Raw genomic sequence first — 19,160 nt, forward strand, 5'->3', positions numbered from 1 at the left:
TACGCGCCCACGCGCAACGCATAACTGGCTCACGCCATTACAGGTCTATGCCGCCACTCTGGCGAGTGCTCATCAACCCGATACGTCACTTCATTAACAGCCGTTGCACTTCACTCTTGAAACCGCCTCCATTTAAAAAAAATCTTCTAATCTGGATATGCCGACATGCGATTTATAAAATTCAATCAATTGCGCTTGTCGACGCAATTCTTAATTGCAAGCTTTCCGGTAATTGGATTTTGCACATTATTGATCGGCCTATGGATCAGCAACCAGGTAAAGATAGGGATCGCGCATCGACTGGGAAGTGAAACGGCAATATATGTAGATGAGTATATTTCCAAGCGTATAGAATTTTTTCCTGGAAGGAACGAGTTGACGCTTGGAAGCATCCACGCGCTCGACTCATTGCTGGTCGAAACGTCACTGAAGAAAAAGGTAAATGCACTTTACCTTTGGGGTGCGGATGGAAAGATAATTTACAGTCAGGACAAAAACCTGATCGGCAAGGTTTTAACGGTTGACGAAGGCCTGGAGGCAGCGTACGCAGGAAACATTTCCTCCATAATAAAGCGGCCTTCGGATGATGTCTTCGAAAAGGATTTAAAAAATTGGAGCACTCTGATCGAATCGTACGTACCGATTCGTCGCGATGAAACAGAAGACATTTTAGCAGTGGCCGAATTTTTTCTTGCGACCGAAGAATTAGATCGCGAAGCAAAAATGGCCGAAACGCAGAGTTGGCTGATTGTTGCTGCCGTATTCGGATTAGCCTACCTCCTTCTTTTTAAGATAGTGCGAAATGGTAGCAACGTGATTGATTCCCAACGCGAAGATCTCAAGGCGCAACTGGCCCTGGTTACGGCATTGAACGATCAAAACGTTCATCTCCGTGAAAAGGTGAGCCAGGCTGCAGCGCGGGTAACAACGCTCAACGAAGATTTCTTGCATCGTATTTCAGCAGATTTGCATGATGGACCCGCTCAGGATTTAGGTCTTGCACTGATGAATGTGAAGACCCTGTGTGATACCTGTGAGGATTGCCCGAAAAGAAAGAATATCGAACAAAAAAATGCGCAGGAATCGCCGACGGTCTTGATGCTGCTGCAGTCGGCATTGTCCGAGCTGCGGTCTATTTCAGCCGGATTGCAATTGCCTAATCTCAGTTCACTGGGAACTAATCAAATTATCGCGCGGGCAATTAATGATTACCAGGCCAAGGTAAACGTTTCGGTTGACCTCACTCTGCCCGAAGAAGAACGTGAGGCATCATTGCCGGTGAAAATTACGCTCTATCGTATTTTGCAAGAGTCTCTATCCAACGGATATCGGCATGCCAATGGCATCAATCAAAAGGTTTTTGTCCGGTACGAGGAAAGTCGTGTGCACGTCGACATTACTGATGGCGGCCAAGGTTTTGATATTAATGCCATTCCCGAGCAGGGGCATCTTGGTATAAAGGGAATGCGAGAGCGAATCGAGGTGCTCGGTGGCAATTTCAAGCTGGACAGTTCACCGGGGGATGGAACCGCCATCTGCGTAGATTTGCCGCTGGTTGTGCCTGGAGATGATCATGCCTGAGAAGATTCGCATCGTGGTAGTGGACGACCATCCGCTGTTCAGGCAAGGGGTGGTGAATGCCTTACAGCTGACCGATGACATTGCCGTAATTGGTGAAGCTGACTCGGGCGCAGGAGCATTGGCAATGGTCCAGGACCAATTGCCGGATGTGGTCTTGCTGGATATAAGCATGCCTGGCTGGAGCGGTCTGGTTACTACCGAAAAAATCGCAGCTGAATGTCCCGCGACCGCCATCGTCATCCTGACTAGCTCCGAAGATAAGGACGCTTTGCTGGAAGCATTCAAGTCGGGGGCAAAAGCCTATGTCCTCAAAGGTGTCTCGAGTCAAGAATTGGCACAGGTCGTTCGGACAGTGGCTAATGGCGACGCATACGTTTCACCGTCGCTAGCGGCACATATGCTGCTTTCCATGAAGCAGCAGCCGAGCACCGATCCACTCCAAAAGCTTACTGCGAGGGAGTGCCAGATCCTGTCCATGATTGGCTCAGGCATGAAAAATCGAGAAATCGGGGAATCGCTTTCCCTGGCCGAAAAAACGATCAAACGCTCCGTCACAAATATTTTGCAAAAATTGCAAGTACGTAGTCGGGTCGAGGCAGCCTTGCTCGCCTCGTCATCCAGGCAATCAGTCAATAAGGGCAAATAAACGGTTTCAAAATGAAATCTGTTTCTGTTCTTGATAGCTTGTCGATTTGGTGCCGATCTTATTGCGGTAGCCACTCGACTGGCGATGGGTATAACGATAAGACAGTTGCAACTTACGGTCAGATGATATCTGCCAAGTCAATGTTTGCTTTCAGGAAAGCGCGGAACTTGTACATTTTTTAAATGGTTAACGAGCAACGGCTGTCTTCTTCTATTGAAAGGAATGATTATGGCAAAGTTAATTAATGTCGAACCAATGAAGCATAGAACTCGCCGTCTACTGCGTGCGCTGTCAGGCACTACTATCGTTTCGACCGCACTATTGGCAGGAAATGCCGCATTTGCCGTGCCATTTGTCGATCCAGTAGGCGATTTCATCCCATCGTTCGCCGGGCCGCGTAATGCCGATCTGGACGTGGTGAGTTCGGAAGTGACGCTTGAGGGCTTGCAGTTTGTTTTCAATGCTCGACTCGCTGGTCCGGTAGGGCTCACCACTGGATCACTTTACGTTCTCGGACTGAATCGAGGCGCAGGAACTGCGCGCTTTCCAGTAATTGCGCCAGGCGTCCTGTTTGATGAAGTCCTTGCTGTTGCAGGCAATGGCGTGGCGACAGTGCGTGACCTGATTGCGGGGACAGCCACCACTCTACCAGCGAACGCGACAACAATTAGCGGCGATATATTAACCGTCAGTTTTCCTGCCAATTTGGCACCCAGTCTCGGCTTGGCGCCAAGCAGCTATACATGGAATTTATGGCCGCGCACCGGCGCAGGAAATGACAACCAGATCAGCGATTTCGCACCCGACAATTCAAATGTGCGAGTTACCGTAGCATCGGTGCCCGAGCCAAGCACTATTGCCTTGTTCAGTCTTGGCGCCCTAGGATTTCTATTGATGCGGCGCCGATCGAATACCCGATATCAAGGGTAAAAACGATCGGCCGTGCTGGGTAGGTAAGGAAATGACCTCTTGGCAAATCGGGACAATACGCTGGCCGGGTGCAATTGCCGGAATAAAGTCTCGATTTGTTGCATGCTATCAGTCAACGAGACAACGGCGACCACGATACATGACTTTGCGCACATGGAATACAGTGCCCTGAGACGGCGCCGGCGTTGCATGGGCCGCCACATCCTGGTTGAATTCCAGCTCCGGCAATGCCATGGTTACCGGCCCCTCCTCAGTAATACCAAACCCAAGCCATAACGTACCATGAAACCGCGTCTTTTTCCGCCTGGCTGCGTTGGGATCGTCGTCAATAGCTTGCTATTGACGCCTCTGCCGTCTTGCCGGAGGAAAAAATCCATCGGTTTCATCTGGGACATTATGGATTGGGTTTTATAACTCCCGATTGCCACCTGCTATCTTGCTGCGCTGCTCCACTGAACAGTTTTATTTTCCCGCCTGTAAAAAACTGGTATATCAACGGCGGCTCTCCCCGAGGCGCTGCACAAGAACCTCTTGCAGCTTGTTAAAGTCAACAGGCTTGGTCAAGTGACAATCGAAGCCGGCATCCAAAGCAAGTTGCTTGTCTGCTTCCTGTCCCCAACCCGTTGCTGCAATGAGAAACATATCTTTCCCGAATCGGGAAGAACGGATGCGTCGAGCCACTTCGTAGCCATTCAGGTCAGGAAGGCCGATATCGAGCAGGATGACATCGGGCTGAAACCGTTCTGCCGACTGCAAGCCGATATGTCCATCGTGTGCTGTTTGCGCTTCGTAGCCAAGCAGCTCCAATGCCATGGTCATGCTTTGGGCAGCGTCGATGTTGTCGTCTATGACCAGGATGCGAAATGCCTGTGCAGTTGCTTCAGAGACTTTCGAAGCGACTGCTTGTGTTGTGGCTTCAGTAAGAGGAAGCCGAACAGTAAATTCACTTCCCTTTCCCGCTCCTTGACTTGCGACACTGACGGATCCATCGTGGAGATGCACCAAGCCACGTACCAGTGCCAGGCCGATCCCCAAGCCACCCTGGGAACGCTCCAGAGCGGGCGACAACTGAGAAAACATGTCAAATACCGTGGCAAGCGACTCCTCTGGAATTCCAATTCCCGTATCGGACACCGACACGACAGCTTCAGCTTTCTCATGCTTTGCCCGGAGTATGATCCGGCCACCTTGCGGTGTATATTTCGCTGCATTGGTCAGCAAGTTGACGATGACCTGTGTGATTCGTGTCGGGTCGACATCGGCCATCATTGCTTCTTCCGGCAAATCCACGTCAAATTTGTGCGATGCGGCTCCCATCATGCCACGCACGTCTTCTGACGCCACGACGAGAATGGTACGGAGGTCAACCGCCTGCCGCCTCAACTCCATCCGTCCCTGCGTAATGCGGGCAACATCCATCAAATCATCGACAAGATGCGTGAGCTGATGTAACTGGCGATCAAGCACGCTTAGTGCCCAGGATCGGGTTGACTCATTGCCAGCCTGGAGCTTGAAAATTTCCAGCACATTGCGCATCGGCGCTAATGGATTGCGTAATTCGTGCGCCAGCGTAGCAAGAAACTCATCCTTGCGCCGGTCAGCCAGCTTGAGCTGCTCATTCATTTCGCGCAACTTGTGTTCCGCAGTTAAACGCGCAGTCAGCTCATTTTCGGCACGTTTACGTGCGGATAACAACTCTCGCTCATAGGAACGACGATCATTTGCGACAAAGAACGCGAACTCATCCAGGACCGTTTCATCATGCCTGCGTCGCACTACGTTCATCAGCACCGGAATACGGTTGCGGTCCTGGTGGACCATCTCGATCTGCACCTCTGCAACTGAGCCTTGCACCTGTAATAAAGGTACACAATGGGTTTGATGAAATACGCGGGCCCCCACGCTAAACAGATCCTGTATCCTGGGTTTGCCGACCAGATCCGCGGGTTCATAACCTAGCCAGCGCGATAGAGTGAAATTGATATGCAGGAGTACGCCATCCGCATTGGCTACGGCCAAGCCGCAAGCAGCATGCTCGAACAGAATGTTGTAAGGGGGAGCCCCCTCTTTCTTTTCCACGGGCTACCGTACGGTCTGCAAAAATCCATGAATGGCATCGAAGCTGTCGCTCGCGGCGCTCATATGTGGACAATGTCCCACATTTTTTATGATGCGCAAGACGCTTTTAGGCATTTGCCTGTGCATGAACTCTCCGACCTCGCGTGGCGCGATGACGTCGTCGCTACATTGGAGAATCAGGGCCGGTGTAATGGACTTCGGGAGATCGGAGCGATGATCGGATAAGAACGTTACCTGAGCAAAGTGCTCGGCAATACCGGGATCATTACGGCAAAAGCTGTTGGTCAGTTCCGTACTCAGTTCCGGTTGCTGCGGAGCGCCCATGATGACTGGGGCAATGTTGCTTGACCAACCCAAATAATTGCTTTCCATGGTTTCGAGAATCTCATCGATCTCCGGGCGAGTGAAGCCGCCGACATAGTCCCCGTCATTGATGTAGCACGGCGATGGACTGACCATGATCTGGGCAATGAAACGGTCTGGGGCCTTGACCGTGGCGAGCAAGCCAATCATCGAACTTACCGAATGGCCTACGAAAATCGCGGGGCCCGAAGAAAATTCATTGATGATTTCAAGCACATCGTCAGCATAACCATGCAAGGTGCCGTACTTTAATCGATCGTAAGCCTTCAGGTCTGAGCCGCCGCTTCCGACCAGATCAAAAGTAACAATCCTGAACCCTTCTTCAAAGGACGGGGCAAGGTAGCGCCACATGCTCTGGTCGCAACCAAATCCGTGTGCAAAGACCATCGTAACGGGTCCGTCGCCCCGAATTTGCACGTTGTTGCGATGCTTGACCGACATTGGGTTCTCCACCATTAGTATGTTTAACTGAAAAACCATAATTTTCAAAGACTTACTGCGGCCACAGCCTAACATTTCGCCGCATTTCGCGATTGATCGAAAATGAGGAACAGTTCGAATTTTGGACAACGCATACGGAATAATGAGCAGCCCTTTAGGCTCTTCGGCTTTCATATGGGCACTGCGCTCCTGAAGCACTTGGTTGGCTATTTTTGTACGGAAAAACGGGCCACAGACATGGATCCGGAAATGCCAGTCGCACCCTGAACGGTAATGGCGTGAAGGCAGGAAAGCTGATCTCGCGCCATTGCAATGCCTCGCATTACCGAACTGAACCGCCCCGGCTTTTTAAGAGGATGGTTGACCTGAGTCAGGCTGTCGCTGCTTGACAGCCAAGCTGACGGTAAAAGTGTTCCTCAGCGTCTATATTCGCTTCAACTAAGTATTGTCTAATGCACGATTCAGCAAACGATTTAGTTGAACTCACTCAAGACAATTACTGGCTGCATGAACCCTGTTTTTGCCGAGTTTCTTTGCATTATAAAGAGCAGCATCTGCACTGCTCAATAATTCTTCCAGCTTTGGTGGTGCCAATGTGTGGCTTTCAGTCGGCTCATAGGTATTAAAACCAAGCGAAATTGTGTACACAATGCTTTGGCCATTTAAAAGATGAATAACCTGCTCCGCAGCTCCATGGACTATGCGCTCGGCAATAATATTCGCTGCCTCATTGCCACATTTTGGCAAAAGAACACAGAGCTCTTCTCCACCATAGCGGCCTGCCAGATCCCCGTCGCGGATTGAATGGAGAATCACGCCTGCCGCTTGGCGTATGACTTCATCTCCTGCAACATGACCATAGGTATCGTTAATGTTCTTGAAATTGTCGAGATCGATCATCAGAACAGAATATGGGCTGTTTCTTCCAGCGAGCAATTTTTCTGCCATTTCAAAAAAAGCACCTCGCGTGTAAAGCCCGGTTAGCGCATCGCGTCTTGAATTTTCCAAAAGCCGTTGCCGTTGCTGCTCGCCAACGATACCAAAATAACCAAGACTGCCTGCGACAATGAGTAAAGCGGCTGTAGATGTCGTCAGTATCTGGGCGCCACTCGACGCCACGGGAGACACCATGGCCGCGCCCTGGCCAAACAATACGATCCATATCCGGGCGGAAGTAGCCCCACCAAGTAAGAGCAGCACGACAACAATTACCCTACGGTAAGTACTGTGCAGGCTCTCCGAGCTTCGAAGAAGCCTCCAGCTTGACGCGATCACCATGGTAAGGTGGGACGCCGCAATAGTAACAACTGCAACACTACGGGGAGCGCCAAAGTAGTACGTTGCGGCAATTCCGGACGTACCCAGTAAAAAGATGATGATGCTGCCTGCGAGGGTAAATGGTTCGCCGGTAAGTCGAAAGAAGGCACGCAGCAGGAACAAGCCAGTAAATACAACCAGCACATTGCCGAGAAAAAATAGTGCAGAGTTTGCAGGGGTGAGAAACCATAGGAGGAAGGCGCCGCCTAGCGTCAACATTGCGCAGCCCCATTCTTCAATACCCTTGCCTGCGCCTGAGAGTGCTTTAACTGTAGTAAACGAAAACCCGGCCGTTAGGAATCCCAGCACCGCTGTAGCAAACATCAATGTACCCGGGTCGAGTCTCTGAACCGCCATAAGGAATGAAATTTTATAGTTATAAAAATTATATCATCTATGCTGCTATACAAAGTCCATAAAGGGATCTCTCATGTCAAGCATCGTGCAACTCCCGAAAGTCAGATCATAGATTTTTAAATGGAAACTTTTTTAGTTCAATATTTTGACAGTCTAATAACAGCCACATTGTGAAAAATCTTTTCTCCAGAGCCTTAACGAAATAGACACGCGTCATTCTCATGAATCTGGACCAAAACCAAATTAGTGCGCAGCGGAACTAAACGCTTCAAGCACAGTGACGGTACCCGTGCCTCCGGGCGCCACAAGCCAGTTGCCTATCTTGAAAAGCGGCACGACGTTCCAACGCATGTATTCTCGTACAGAATCCGGCTCGAAGCCATCGTGACAGTCAAAGGCGCCACTGACACGGCCATGTTATTTCGGGCGTATTGTCGAGCAGGTGCTAATGCTGACGCTGGCAAGCGAAGATATCTTGTGGATGGCCGACCTCAGCATTGGCAGCGTCAGCGACATCCAAAAAGCCATTAAAGCCACTGGCGTCCGATGGCGTTACCTGCCGAGTTAGCCGCTGGCTTACCCGCCGATTGAGAGCTATTGGCCCGTACTTAAAGCAATTTTACGTAAGGGCAAAGGGCAGCCCCCAGAAATCCACATGAGGCTCTTCTCTTACATAAGCGATTGAACGTCTGACGGAGTCAAATAGAAAGGGACGGTTCGCCCCCTAAGGCCATGCCATACATTAATTCGACAGCCGCTTTAATGTTAATTTGTTAAGTAGGGAAATGAAGCTTGAGTCCGTGCTTCCCAATAAAAAATTTCCACCAGTATCGCCAGTGCGGTCGGCGCGGCTTGGCGAAGCAGGATTGCAGGCTTCGCATGGGACGGCATAGCGGTATCAACCATGCCCGCGCTGAGCGAAGCAGGCGCGGCCAGCGACATCACATCGGCAGACAGAGGACTTGGCTTTTCCGCTCCCGAGGCCTGCCCCGATTTTGCAGTAGTGCTTGCTGTGCTTCCTGCCACTAGCACAAGGCAAAGGCCCAGGTACCTAGCCGTGCGATGGGATGACATTAAGTTGCCTCCCCGCATCTCGAAAGCTGGTGACAGCCGACGGCAGATCTGTCACATTCACACATCGACATTTGGTTGCATACGATGAAAGCTCAATCATTCCTCAAGGTAGTTTCAAATGGTTCGGAACTCGGTGAGTTAGGGAAACTTATCTTCAATAACAGTCCGAACTGCTTGAAGATACTCGATTTAGCCGGAAATCTCATCAGCATGAATGAAAACGGGCGCCGTATCTTGGAGGTGGAAGACTTCGAAAAGATACAAGGCAAGCCATGGGTTTCATTGTGGCCTACTGATTCGCATGACGTGCTTCTGGATTCCGTGGCCGCTGCTCGCAAGGGCGAGTGTGGTCAGTTTTTTGGCTTTTGTCCAACGCCAAAAGGGACGCCGAAATGGTGGCTGGTGCATGTTACGCCGCTGCGTGACGAAAAAGGCAACTTTAATTCATTGTTGGCTGTGTCAAATGATATTACCGAATTGCAACAGACGCGCGAACAATTGGAAGAAAACAACAAGCGTCGTGACCTGATGATGCAAGCCGGGAAGATAGGAGAATGGAATCTCGATATGGCTACAGGAGTGGCCACATGCTCCGGCCAGCATGACAAGTGCTTCGGATTCGATCAACCCGTTCCTAACTGGACGTTTGATCAATTTATCAAATCGGTACATCCGGATGACCGCTCCGAAGTTCAGGAAAAGATTGGGCGAGCAATTGAAAACCACCAAGTTCTACGCGATGAGTACCGCGTCATATGGCCGAATGGTAGCGTCCATTGGATTGGATCAATGGGAATAGCTCATGCTGAGAAAGGCAAACCGTCGCGCTGGCTTGGTGTAGTACAGGATATTACCGATCGCAAGCGAGCCGAGGCAATCGATCGAGGGCAAAAGAAGGCTTTTGAACGAATGGTTGCGGGTGCAACACTATCTGAAATTCTTGATCCGTTATGTTACGCGGTTGAGGATTATTTCGGAAGTGTTTCTTACGCTTGTATCTTGACGGCGGATATGGATGCAAAGTTTCTCCACCATGCAGCCTCACCCTCGTTGCCAACAATTTTTCAACAGGCTGTCAATGAAATTCCGGTAAGCGCCTCGGCCGAGGCGTGCGGGAAAGCCGCTTTCTTACGCAAGTCAGTATTCATCGAGGATATCGGGGCAAGTTCATTGAATGATGAGTTAAAAGAGCTGGCCCGTAAATGTGGATTGAACTCGTGCTGGACAATGCCGATCATATCAGCGGAAGAAAATTTGCTTGGCACTTTCGCGGTATATTACAAATCACCATATCACTCCAGCGAAAATGACAGGGGTGCCATAGCATCCCTAGTCAATACAATTGCTCTCATTCTTGACAGATATCGTCATGCCGAGGAGAAAAAGCAAGCCGAAAATGCCTTCCGCAACGTTCAAGCACGCTTGAACGCCACTCTTGCGGCAGCAGAAGTTGCCACCTGGACGTTCGATATCAATGCGAACCGGGTGTACGGCGATACCAATTTGCGGCATCTGCTTTCCCTTTCCGTGTCTGATGTGAATATGTGGACAGGGGAAATGCTCTATCAGTCCATACACCCAGAGGATATGGAACGGGTGAAGGATATAGTGAAGAGGAGTATCGAAACTGGACAGCCTTTCGAAACTTTTTACCGCGTAAGCATCCCGGGAGGTCACAGCCGCACAGTATTGGCCCGAGGCCATACAGACTACAACGAAAAGAAAGAACCTTTACGGGTTTCTGGCGTTTTACTCGACATCAGTCGGGAACGCGAAGCTGAAACGAATTTACAAGTTTCTCGGGAAAGATACCATCGCCTGTTTCGCATGATGGATCAAGGCTTATGTATCATAGAAGTCTTATACGACGTAGAAAATCGCCCATCCGACTGCCTCTATATCGAAAGCAACCCCGCCTTTGAGAATTTAACTGGTTTGTATAATGTAGATGGAAAGACATTCCGATCATTAGTCCCTGATATTGAGCAATTCTGGATAGATACATACAGCAATGTTGCGAGAACTGGAACGGCAATAAGATTCGAGCACGAATCAAAGGCAATGGGGCGCTGGTTTGATGTGTACGCAGCCAGGGTTGATGACTCGAATAGGTATGTTTCTATTTTATTAACAGAAATTACAGCTCGAAAACGTGGCGAGAAAATGATCCTTGCGTACAATGAAAAGTTGGATCGCGAGGCGAATTACGATGCGCTCACTGAATTACCAAATCGACGGCTATTTCGTGATCGCTTAGCGCAAGAAATGCGTCGCAGAGAACAGGACGGTCATATTCTTTATGTCTTGTTTCTTGATTTGGATAATTTTAAGCAGGTTAATGACTTGCTCGGGCACAGTGCAGGCGATAGGTTGCTAAAAGAGGTGGCATTGCGGATACAGCGTTCGATAAAAGTAATTGATACGGCTGCCCGCTTAGGCGGGGATGAATTCACTGTCATACTAATTGAGGATATGAATGGCCATACCGAGCAGGTAGCAGCCAAGATCTTGCACGAAATTAGTCAGCCCTACAATACGGAATTTGAGCAAATTAAACTCACCTGCAGCATTGGCATCACCGCTTATCCAAGCGATGCAAAAAATCCAGACGATCTCATGCGCAATGCAGACCAAGCAATGTACCTTTCAAAGAAAAATGGGAAAAATCAAATATCCTTCTTTGAACATTCGATGCATGTTGAAGCAATGCGTCGCCTGAAGCTCTCCAGCGAACTCCGCGAGGCGTTGGCTAGTAACCAGTTCGTTTTATACTTTCAACCGGTTGTTGACCTGATTACGGGACGAATCAATAAGGCTGAAGCGCTTTTACGATGGAACCACCCAACACGCGGCGTTGTTCTCCCTGGCGAGTTCATTGGCTTAGTTGAGGAAACGGAAATGATTCATGAGGTCGGAGACTGGGCATTCGACACAGCTCTCGCTCTCATTCAAAAATGGCATAAGCATCTGGGTATCGAAATACAGCTCGGTATCAACAAGTCGCCAAAACAGTTCCTTAAAAAGGGCCATACGGCGGCGTGGGTAAATAGAATTCACGAGAGTGGCATTCCTTCAAATAGCCTTGTGATCGAGATCACAGAAAGCGTTTTGATCAATAAAACCGATGTAGTGTCAGGAAACCTTCGTCAGCTACATGACAGTGGCGCGTTGTTATCAATTGATGACTTTGGAACTGGATACTCGTCGATGGGATATTTGACCAAACTGGATGTGGACTTCTTGAAATTAGATCAATCCTTTGTGCATGGCCTGTTAAAAGATCCCACGAATACCATAATAGTCGAGACAATCATTGCAATGGGGCACAAACTTGGCCTCAAGATAGTTGCTGAAGGTGTAGAAACGGAGCAGCAACGGGATTGGTTAATCTCGCACAAATGCGATTATGCCCAGGGATACTTGATGTCAGAGGCGCTTCCACTTAATGTTTTTGAAAAATTATTGATGAGTACTAACGTTTAAATACGGAAATAATTAGGATGAACGATTCATGTCAATCGATTCATGTCAATCCCGAGTTTAACGGACAGGTAGTGACGCTGAATGTCTGACTAAAACGGTGTCCTCGCCAGTAAGCGGGCATGTTGACTCAGGAAGTCTGGCTGCAATTGCATGAGTGCAATTTCGATCTGCCGGCGCGTCAGTAACCAAGCGGGCGACGATGACTGCGATACCTGGCACTAACGCATATCAAGGACGGCAAGAGTGCCGTTGAAACGGCTCTTGCCTTGCCCGTCAAGCCTCGTGCAGTACCCAATGGCTGAAACGGTTTTTCGATTAAGGCCTGGACCGTGTAGCAGGGATTCCCCGTTACCGGAGTCCATAGCGATTTCCCAAGACGCAGGAAGAGGCGTTTCGCCAAGCAGAAGAAGGCCAAATGAATCTCGGCACGGCGTTCGTAGCGGATGCGCAGTCGGCGATACCGATGCAGCCAGCCAATGGTCCGTTCTACTACCCAACGGTAGCGCCGCAAGCGCTCCCTGGACTCCTGGCCACGCCCGGGAGAGATTTATGTGTAATGAGGTGCATTTAAGTCCGCATATCTTCCTTGAAGACGGCTTCCCTCGCAGATATCCATTTCGCGAGCGGCGCATGCCTGGCATGCTGATCTGCAAGCCAGAATCCCGGACTTCACAACAGGATTGGATTGCCGTTAACCGCCTGCGTGGCATTCACCGAGATTTCAAGGTTTGCAAGGAGAATCCACGGCGGACTGAAATCAATGGGTTGCGAGAATCGGTCTTGGCCGCAGGCATCCAAAGATCACACAACGCTTCGGGTCGAGCACCGTGCCGACGCCGAGGAACGCCACGATTCAGCAAGCCGGGCAAGACATGCGACAGCGCTTGAGTCGTTGATCATCGGGCACCGGTCATGTCCTGCGCCGCCGGAAGCGGCTATGCCCGTGTCAACCGCTCCTGGGCCTGCGCCTGCGCCTGCGATGCAGCATGCGGATAAAAGCGGCGGTAGAACCATTGCTTGGTCCACTCCGCAATGAACAGGTAGCAGAGCAGTACCCCCGCAAGGATCACGAAGAAGGACGGCGGCGGCGCGACGAAACCAAGCTGCGCACCCGCGGGCGTGAACGGCAACAGCGCGGCCACTGTCACCGTCAGCAGCGCACAGGCAAGCAGCCATGGATGGGGATGGCTGGAAAACGGATTCTTGCGGGTGCGGATGATGAAGATCACCAGCACCTGGGTGGCGATGGACTCGATGAACCAGCCCGTGTGAAACAGCGGTGCTTGCGCATGGAAGATTTTCAGCATGATGCCGAAGGTCAGAAAGTCGAAGAAGGAACTGACGGGACCGAAGACCAGCATGAAATTGCGTATGAAGTCCATGTCCCAGCGCTGTGGATAGCTGAGGTAGTCCTCATCCACGCGATCCAGCGGAATCGGAAGCTCGGACAGGTCATAGAGGAGATTGTTGAGCAGGATCTGTATCGGCAGCATCGGAAGAAAGGGAAGGAACAGCGATGCCCCGGCCATGCTGAACATGTTGCCGAAGTTGGAACTGGTTCCCATCATGATGTACTTCATGGTGTTGCCGAAGGTGCGGCGCCCTTCCAGCACGCCGGCATGGAGCACACCCAGGTCCTGCTCCAGCAAAATCATGTCGGCAGCGGCTTTTGCCACGTCCACCGCGCTCTCGACGGAAATGCCGACGTCGGCCGAGTGCAGCGAGGGCGCGTCGTTGATGCCGTCGCCAAGGTAGCCCACCACATGTCCCTTGCGCTGCAGCGCCACAATGATGCGGCTTTTCTGCGCCGGCACCACCCGGCAGAAAAGCGTGGTCCGCTCCACGCGTGCAGCCAGCGCCATGTCGTCCATGTGCGCGATATCGGCGCCGGTCAGCACCCCGGTCACCGGAAGGCCAAGCTGGGCGCAGATATGCCGCGTGACCAGTTCGTTGTCGCCGGTAATGACCTTGATGGCGACATGATCGGCGGCAAGCCTCGCCAGCGCCGCCCCGGCGCTTTGCTTGGGCGGATCGAGAAAGGCGGCAAAGCCCGCGAACACCAGTTCGGTTTCGTCACTCACCACCGCATGGGGATGATGCCTGTCCACCGGACGGGTCGCAACGCCGAGCACCCGGAAGCCTTCCCTGCCAAGCGCTTCGAACTGGGCCTGGATCGCCGCGCGCGTTGCATCATCCATGGGGCGCGGGCCGCATGCATCATCGAGGTCGCAGCTGACCGACAGGCGAAGGATGTCTTCCGGCGCGCCCTTGACGATCAGCAGGCGGGACGTGCCGTCGTCGAGCAGGACGGAGACCCGGCGCCGCTCGAAATCGAATGGCACCTCGTCGATCTTGCGCCAGCCCTTCGCGTCGATTTCCGCGTGCTCAAGGATGGCGTCGTCCAGCGGGCTCTTCAGCCCGGTTTCGAAAAAGCTGTTGAGATAGGCCAGTTCCAGCACATGCCGGCTGTCGTGGCCAAGCGGGTCCACATGCCGTTCCAGATGAATGCGCGCCTCGGTCAGGGTGCCGGTCTTGTCGGTGCACAGAACATCCATGCTGCCGAGGTTGTGGATGGCGGCCAGGCGCTTGACGATCACCTTGCTGGCGGCCATGCGCAGCGCGCCACGCGCCAGGGTGACCGAGACCACCATCGGCAGCAGCTCGGGCGTCAGGCCCACGGCCAGCGCCACGGCGAACAGGAAAGACTCCAGCCAGGGACGATGGAAGAAGGCATTCACCAGAAGGACAAACAGCACCAGCAGGATCGTCATGCGCATGATCAGGATGCCGAAACGCCGGGTGCCCTGCTCGAACGCCGTGGGCGGCGCCTTTGCCAGCAGCGTGTCGGCGATTTCGCCGAGGGCTGTATCGCCGCCGGTGCGGCACATCAGCACCTTTGCCATGCCGCTGACGACCGACGTGCCGAGCAGTACGGTATTGCTGGCGGAAAGGATGGTCGTCTCCGGCGGCACATCGGCGGGCGTCTTCTCTACCGGATAGGGCTCGCCGGTAAGCATGGCCTGGTCGACGAAGAAATCCCTTGCTTCGAGGATCCGGCCGTCGCAGGGAATCAGATCGCCCGCTGCCAGCAGCGCGACATCGCCGGGCACCAGGTCCGCAATCGGCACGTCGACTTGCCTGCCATCCCTGAGCACCCTTGCATGCACCGCTACCGACTGGCGCAGCCGGTCTGCCGCCTGCCCGGCCTGGTATTCCTGGACGAAATCAAGGCTGACGCTGAGGAACACGATGGTCGCGATGATGAAGAAGCTGGCAACATCCCCGGTGAAGGCGGACAGTCCGCTGGCGACCAGCAGGATGATGACCAGGGGATTGCGGAATTTGGCCAGGAACTGAAGCGCCAGGCCAGTCCTGCGTTCACCATGGACGGCGTTGGGGCCGAACCGTGCCAGACGCGAGGCCGCCGCGGCAGTGCCGAGTCCATCCGCACTGGCATCCAGGCGGGTCATCAGCAGCGCGAGGGGCTGTTGCCAGAATGCGGCATCCTTTTCAACGGCGGGCGCAGGCATCGGATCTCCTTTCCTGACAGCGTGTGAAAGCCCGACTACTGTCGCAATTTGATCCGCCGCTGCCAATGTCCGAGATCAAGGCCCCATCAGAAGCCGTTGCCAGGCATAACCATCGGCATCGGCATCGGCAGCTTGATGCCGGCTTCGCATTTCAGGCGGCTGTCCATGCCAGCCAAGGTTCATCCCGCACCGGCCCGGCGGGAAATTTTCCGATGGGCGGCACGCAACGTATTGACAAAGGCGATTGCTTATTTTCTGGCGCTTGATGCAGGGAACGGGCCCTTCCTGTCCGACGCTGCACCACGCCTGGACACGATGCCCGACAGGCTGCCCGCCATCAGCGCGGTAATGTCGACAAGGATGGCCGGCAACGCCAGTCCGCCCGGCGACGCCAGGTACAGCGGCCGCCACACCGGATCGAACTTCTGCTTGTAACGGCGCAACCCCTCGAAGTTGTAGAAGTGCTCGCCATGCTGGTAGACAAAGGTGCCGATATGGGACCAGAGATCGCGTTGCGAACCGGCCCCGAGATTGGATAGCGGCGCCATGCCCAGGTTGAACCATTGGTAGCCTTCGCGCCGGCCCCACAGCATCAATTCGCAGAACAGCAGGTCCATCGTACCGTTTGCCGCGGTGGGCAGATGCCGCATCAGGTCGATCGACAGCTCCTCCTTGCCCGCGCCCGGCCAGAGATTGGCGAATGCAACGATGCCGTCATCGACTTCAATCACCGCCACCGGGAATTGGGAAAGATAATGGCCATCGAACGAGGCATTGGAAAACCCTTTCTCCGTCACGTTCTTTGCAGCCAGCCATGCATCCGACACGACCTTCAGGGCTGGCAAGGCGGCAGGCACTTCCTCGCGGCACAGGATGCGGAAGCGGTAGCCGCGACGCGTCAGCCGGGAACGCGCTTCGCGCAGCTTCTTCCTTCCCGGTTGGTCGAGGGTGAATTCTGCGAGCGGCACGCGCGCTTCCTCGCCCAGCGGCGTCAGCGTCAGGCCCAGTTCGGCACACTGTGAACGCCACTTCTCGCCGACTTCGAACAGCACGCACCAGCCGTCGAAACTGTCGGAAAGGGCATGGAATTGCCATACCAGTTCGCGGGCGCTCTGTTCAGGCCCGATCGGCTCCCCCAGGGCAATCCAGCTGCGACCCCGGCGGCCATACATCAGGAAGGCGTCCCCCGATGCGCTGAAGAGCAGCGCCTTGTCGCCGCGCAACGCCAGGTTGGCATTGGTCGCCCGTGATTTCTCCACGATGGGAAGCGCCCTTGCCAGGGCGGCGGCGTCCGGAAATTCCAGTGGCGGCCTGACAGGCCTGAGCAAGCGGTACAGGGCAAAGATGGCGATCAGCGCCGTCGCCCCGACGGTGGCGCGCTGGGACCGTGGCGCCTCGGCATGCAATGCAAAATCCCACCATGCCATCTGGTTTATGGGTGTCTGCTCATGGGTGAGGAACAGCAGCAGGTAGGACGCCAGCAGCACGGTCAGAATCGCTGCCGTCCAGCCGCGGGTAAAGGGCTCGCTCAGCAGGGAAGATCGACGATAGAACTGGCCGCGCAGCGGCAGCAGCGCAAGGCATGCAAGGCCCAGCAGCGTGGCTTCCTCGTAATCCTTTCCTTTGAGCAGGGACAGCAGCGCGCCCATTGCCAGCAAGGCCAGCGCCAGCTGCCAGCCGGCGTCGAGCCGGCGCCGCAGCGCATGGGCGAGAAGCAATAGGGTGCCGCCGGCCAGGCTGGCAAGGAAATGGGAAGCCTCGATAAAGGGCAGCGCCAGAACACGATGCAGCGCATCCAGCCGGCCGCTTGCCGCCGGAACCGCGCCCGAGAACAGCAGCACGGCGCCGGCGATGAACACCAACAGTGCAACCAGGCGGGGCGCGGCGGCGAAGAGCCGGCTCACGATGCCCGCGTCAGCCAGCCGCATTCGGTCAGGCAACTGCCTTATGGTTTTAGCCGTGTCGGGCCTTGAGGCAGGCATGGGCAGCGCGTCGAGGATGCTGCGGGGGGACTGCAGGCCAAGTCGCCTGCAAGAGGAAGGACAATCCGGGAAGGAACAACAGCAGCCAATAGGCGCCAATCGCCGGCCGCATACCGCGGCCGGGTCTCACCTTGCGCCAAGTTGCGCCTCCCGCGGCCTTGTCGCATGAATCATGTCCCCGTGCCCATCCGGCAAGTAAGCAGGCGCCGGATGAACGTCCCCGCCAGCCGGCACGGCCAGTATTTCAAGGCGAAGCAGGTGCAGATCCCTCAGCACTTCCTGCATGGTCGATAGCAAGACGGACTGGTTCCTGGTCTCGTACTGCTGCGATGTCATGGTCGCCATCCGTTCCTGCAGGCAGGCCATTCTTTGCTTCAGCTCGTCGATCTGGAAATCCAGTGTGATCAGGTCGGTGTGCTCGCTCGATTCCCCAGCCATGTTTCCCTTTCCCGGATGTGGTGATGAATGACGCAGATATTGCCGTATAACCAATTAATAGGGGCAGTTATGCTATTGACGCAGCGCAATAAAGCAGCGCGTCACGGGAAAGACGGACAAGGACAACGCGCAGCCGGAATGGCATGGATGCCTTGCCGCTGCGCCGAGCGCAAGGAATGCAGGAATGGGCGGCCCCGGCGTTCATCGAACTTGACGCGCGAATGGGGCAGGTTCCGGTGCACGCGCCGTGCCCCGGGCCGCGGAACGCATCACTTCAGCTTCTCATCCTCGCTCTTGGCTTCAGCCATGGCTTCGGGCTCAAGTTTTTCCGCCATGCCGTTCATCCGGACGAAGTAGCCCCAGGCGGCAAGCAGCACGCCGACTGCAATCAGCAGCACTGCCGCATAGACAAGCTGCGTGGGATCCTCGTGCAGGGCCTTGAAGGTCGCGACCAGGCCCTCGATGGCCAGCGCGACGATGACCACGACGAAAAAGCGCGACAGGAAGCGCCTCACCCGGGTCGGCGCGCTGATGTCGGCATCGCGTATCACCTCTTCTTCGACGATGGTTTCCGCAATCTGCAGCGCCACCACGGCTGCGGCGACCAGGCCGACCGCCTCGATGATGCCCAGCGCCGCGGCGCCGTCGAAACCGGCGGCGACGGTGTCCCAACCCATGCGCGCGCCAATGGCGATCAGGAGCAACGCCGCACAGGCGAACAGCAGCGCCATTGTGCAGTGCACGAAGCGGAAGAGGTTCTGGATGAGTTTCATTGGCGAATGATGTCATAGCCGACGCGACAACGTCTTGCTGCAACCGGCCTCCAGGAAGCGAATACGAAAATCCGGCCGCACAGGCGCGCTGGCGGTGACGGCATGGGCCCGGCAGTCGGATCGAGGCGGATCGCCGCGATGTTGTCCGTATCGGCCCGGTCCTTTG

General features: G+C 54.1%; 12 protein-coding genes and 1 pseudogene. 5 read left to right on the forward strand and 8 right to left on the reverse strand.

The features are described 5' to 3' along the window. The first annotated feature begins 165 nt into the window (after positions 1 to 165). The 3 genes from IGW04_RS22860 to IGW04_RS22870 all read left to right on the forward strand — a co-directional run bounded on the left by IGW04_RS22860 (position 166) and on the right by IGW04_RS22870 (position 3,157). The gene (locus tag IGW04_RS22860) at positions 166 to 1,581 is read left to right on the forward strand and encodes a sensor histidine kinase (RefSeq protein WP_194715412.1); all 1,416 of its coding nucleotides are present in this window, start codon (positions 166 to 168) and stop codon (positions 1,579 to 1,581) included. Next, positions 1,574 to 2,227: a response regulator gene (locus tag IGW04_RS22865; RefSeq protein ID WP_194715413.1), complete on the forward strand. Its 654-nt coding sequence runs from the start codon at positions 1,574 to 1,576 to the stop codon at positions 2,225 to 2,227. The genes IGW04_RS22860 and IGW04_RS22865 overlap by 8 nt, the downstream gene beginning before the upstream one ends. A gap of 228 nt (positions 2,228 to 2,455) precedes the next feature. Next, a complete protein-coding gene (locus IGW04_RS22870; protein ID WP_194715414.1) occupies positions 2,456 to 3,157 on the forward strand; it encodes a PEP-CTERM sorting domain-containing protein in 702 nt (233 codons plus the stop codon). Between the two features lie 492 nt (positions 3,158 to 3,649). Here IGW04_RS22870 and IGW04_RS22875 read toward each other — a convergent pair whose 3' ends face one another. The 3 genes from IGW04_RS22875 to IGW04_RS22885 form a co-directional block, all read right to left on the reverse strand. Continuing rightward, on the reverse strand, positions 3,650 to 5,236 hold the full coding sequence (locus tag IGW04_RS22875) for a hybrid sensor histidine kinase/response regulator (protein WP_194715415.1): 1,587 nt from the start codon (positions 5,234 to 5,236) through the stop codon (positions 3,650 to 3,652). Positions 5,237 to 5,239: 3 nt separating this feature from the next. Then, complete coding sequence (locus tag IGW04_RS22880) at positions 5,240 to 6,040, reverse strand: alpha/beta fold hydrolase (protein WP_194715427.1); 801 nt, start codon at positions 6,038 to 6,040, stop codon at positions 5,240 to 5,242. A gap of 483 nt (positions 6,041 to 6,523) precedes the next feature. Next, on the reverse strand, positions 6,524 to 7,681 hold the full coding sequence (locus IGW04_RS22885) for a GGDEF domain-containing protein (protein ID WP_194715416.1): 1,158 nt from the start codon (positions 7,679 to 7,681) through the stop codon (positions 6,524 to 6,526). Between the two features lie 1,191 nt (positions 7,682 to 8,872). Here IGW04_RS22885 and IGW04_RS22890 point away from each other — a divergent pair. Next, positions 8,873 to 12,271: an EAL domain-containing protein gene (locus tag IGW04_RS22890; protein WP_194715417.1), complete on the forward strand. Its 3,399-nt coding sequence runs from the start codon at positions 8,873 to 8,875 to the stop codon at positions 12,269 to 12,271. Positions 12,272 to 12,665: 394 nt separating this feature from the next. Here IGW04_RS22890 and IGW04_RS22895 read toward each other — a convergent pair. Together IGW04_RS22895 and mgtA are read right to left on the reverse strand one after the other, a co-directional pair. Then, positions 12,666 to 12,782 (reverse strand): annotated as a pseudogene (locus IGW04_RS22895) (transposase); the annotation flags it as partial. 424 nt (positions 12,783 to 13,206) lie between these two features. Next, positions 13,207 to 15,801, reverse strand: coding sequence for a magnesium-translocating P-type ATPase (gene mgtA, locus IGW04_RS22900; RefSeq protein ID WP_194715418.1), 2,595 nt, complete (start codon positions 15,799 to 15,801; stop codon positions 13,207 to 13,209). A gap of 65 nt (positions 15,802 to 15,866) precedes the next feature. On the opposite strand from mgtA, the gene IGW04_RS22905 reads away from it, so the two are divergent. Continuing rightward, entirely contained in the window at positions 15,867 to 16,067 is a 201-nt protein-coding gene (locus tag IGW04_RS22905; protein ID WP_194715419.1) for a hypothetical protein, read from the forward strand. Here IGW04_RS22905 and mprF read toward each other — a convergent pair. From mprF to IGW04_RS22920, 3 genes are all read right to left on the reverse strand, one after another. Beyond that, complete coding sequence (mprF, locus tag IGW04_RS22910) at positions 16,050 to 17,729, reverse strand: bifunctional lysylphosphatidylglycerol flippase/synthetase MprF (RefSeq protein ID WP_194715420.1); 1,680 nt, start codon at positions 17,727 to 17,729, stop codon at positions 16,050 to 16,052. The genes IGW04_RS22905 and mprF overlap by 18 nt on opposite strands. Positions 17,730 to 17,909: 180 nt before the next feature. Then, positions 17,910 to 18,221 carry a hypothetical protein gene (locus IGW04_RS22915; RefSeq protein ID WP_194715421.1) on the reverse strand — a complete coding sequence of 104 codons (312 nt, stop codon included), beginning with the start codon at positions 18,219 to 18,221 and terminating at the stop codon, positions 17,910 to 17,912. A gap of 269 nt (positions 18,222 to 18,490) precedes the next feature. Continuing rightward, positions 18,491 to 18,994 carry a hypothetical protein gene (locus tag IGW04_RS22920; protein WP_194715422.1) on the reverse strand — a complete coding sequence of 168 codons (504 nt, stop codon included), beginning with the start codon at positions 18,992 to 18,994 and terminating at the stop codon, positions 18,491 to 18,493. Positions 18,995 to 19,160 lie beyond the last annotated feature (166 nt).

Origin of the sequence: Noviherbaspirillum soli (genome assembly GCF_015352955.1) — a bacterium.
GTDB lineage: Bacteria > Pseudomonadota > Gammaproteobacteria > Burkholderiales > Burkholderiaceae_D > Noviherbaspirillum_A > Noviherbaspirillum_A soli.

Bases quoted from the DNA above. Each gene is read 5' to 3' on its own strand.
- IGW04_RS22860 (WP_194715412.1), top strand. From the start codon at position 166: ATGCGATTTATAAAATTCAATCAATTGCGCTTGTCGACGCAATTCTTA.
- IGW04_RS22865 (WP_194715413.1), top strand. From the start codon at position 1,574: ATGCCTGAGAAGATTCGCATCGTGGTAGTGGACGACCATCCGCTGTTC.
- IGW04_RS22870 (WP_194715414.1), top strand. From the start codon at position 2,456: ATGGCAAAGTTAATTAATGTCGAACCAATGAAGCATAGAACTCGCCGT.
- IGW04_RS22880 (WP_194715427.1), bottom strand. From the start codon at position 6,040: ATGTCGGTCAAGCATCGCAACAACGTGCAAATTCGGGGCGACGGACCC.
- IGW04_RS22885 (WP_194715416.1), bottom strand. From the start codon at position 7,681: ATGTTTGCTACAGCGGTGCTGGGATTCCTAACGGCCGGGTTTTCGTTT.
- IGW04_RS22890 (WP_194715417.1), top strand. From the start codon at position 8,873: ATGAAAGCTCAATCATTCCTCAAGGTAGTTTCAAATGGTTCGGAACTC.
- mgtA (WP_194715418.1), bottom strand. From the start codon at position 15,801: ATGCCTGCGCCCGCCGTTGAAAAGGATGCCGCATTCTGGCAACAGCCC.
- IGW04_RS22905 (WP_194715419.1), top strand. From the start codon at position 15,867: ATGTCCGAGATCAAGGCCCCATCAGAAGCCGTTGCCAGGCATAACCAT.
- mprF (WP_194715420.1), bottom strand. From the start codon at position 17,729: ATGCGGCTGGCTGACGCGGGCATCGTGAGCCGGCTCTTCGCCGCCGCG.
- IGW04_RS22915 (WP_194715421.1), bottom strand. From the start codon at position 18,221: ATGGCTGGGGAATCGAGCGAGCACACCGACCTGATCACACTGGATTTC.
- IGW04_RS22920 (WP_194715422.1), bottom strand. From the start codon at position 18,994: ATGAAACTCATCCAGAACCTCTTCCGCTTCGTGCACTGCACAATGGCG.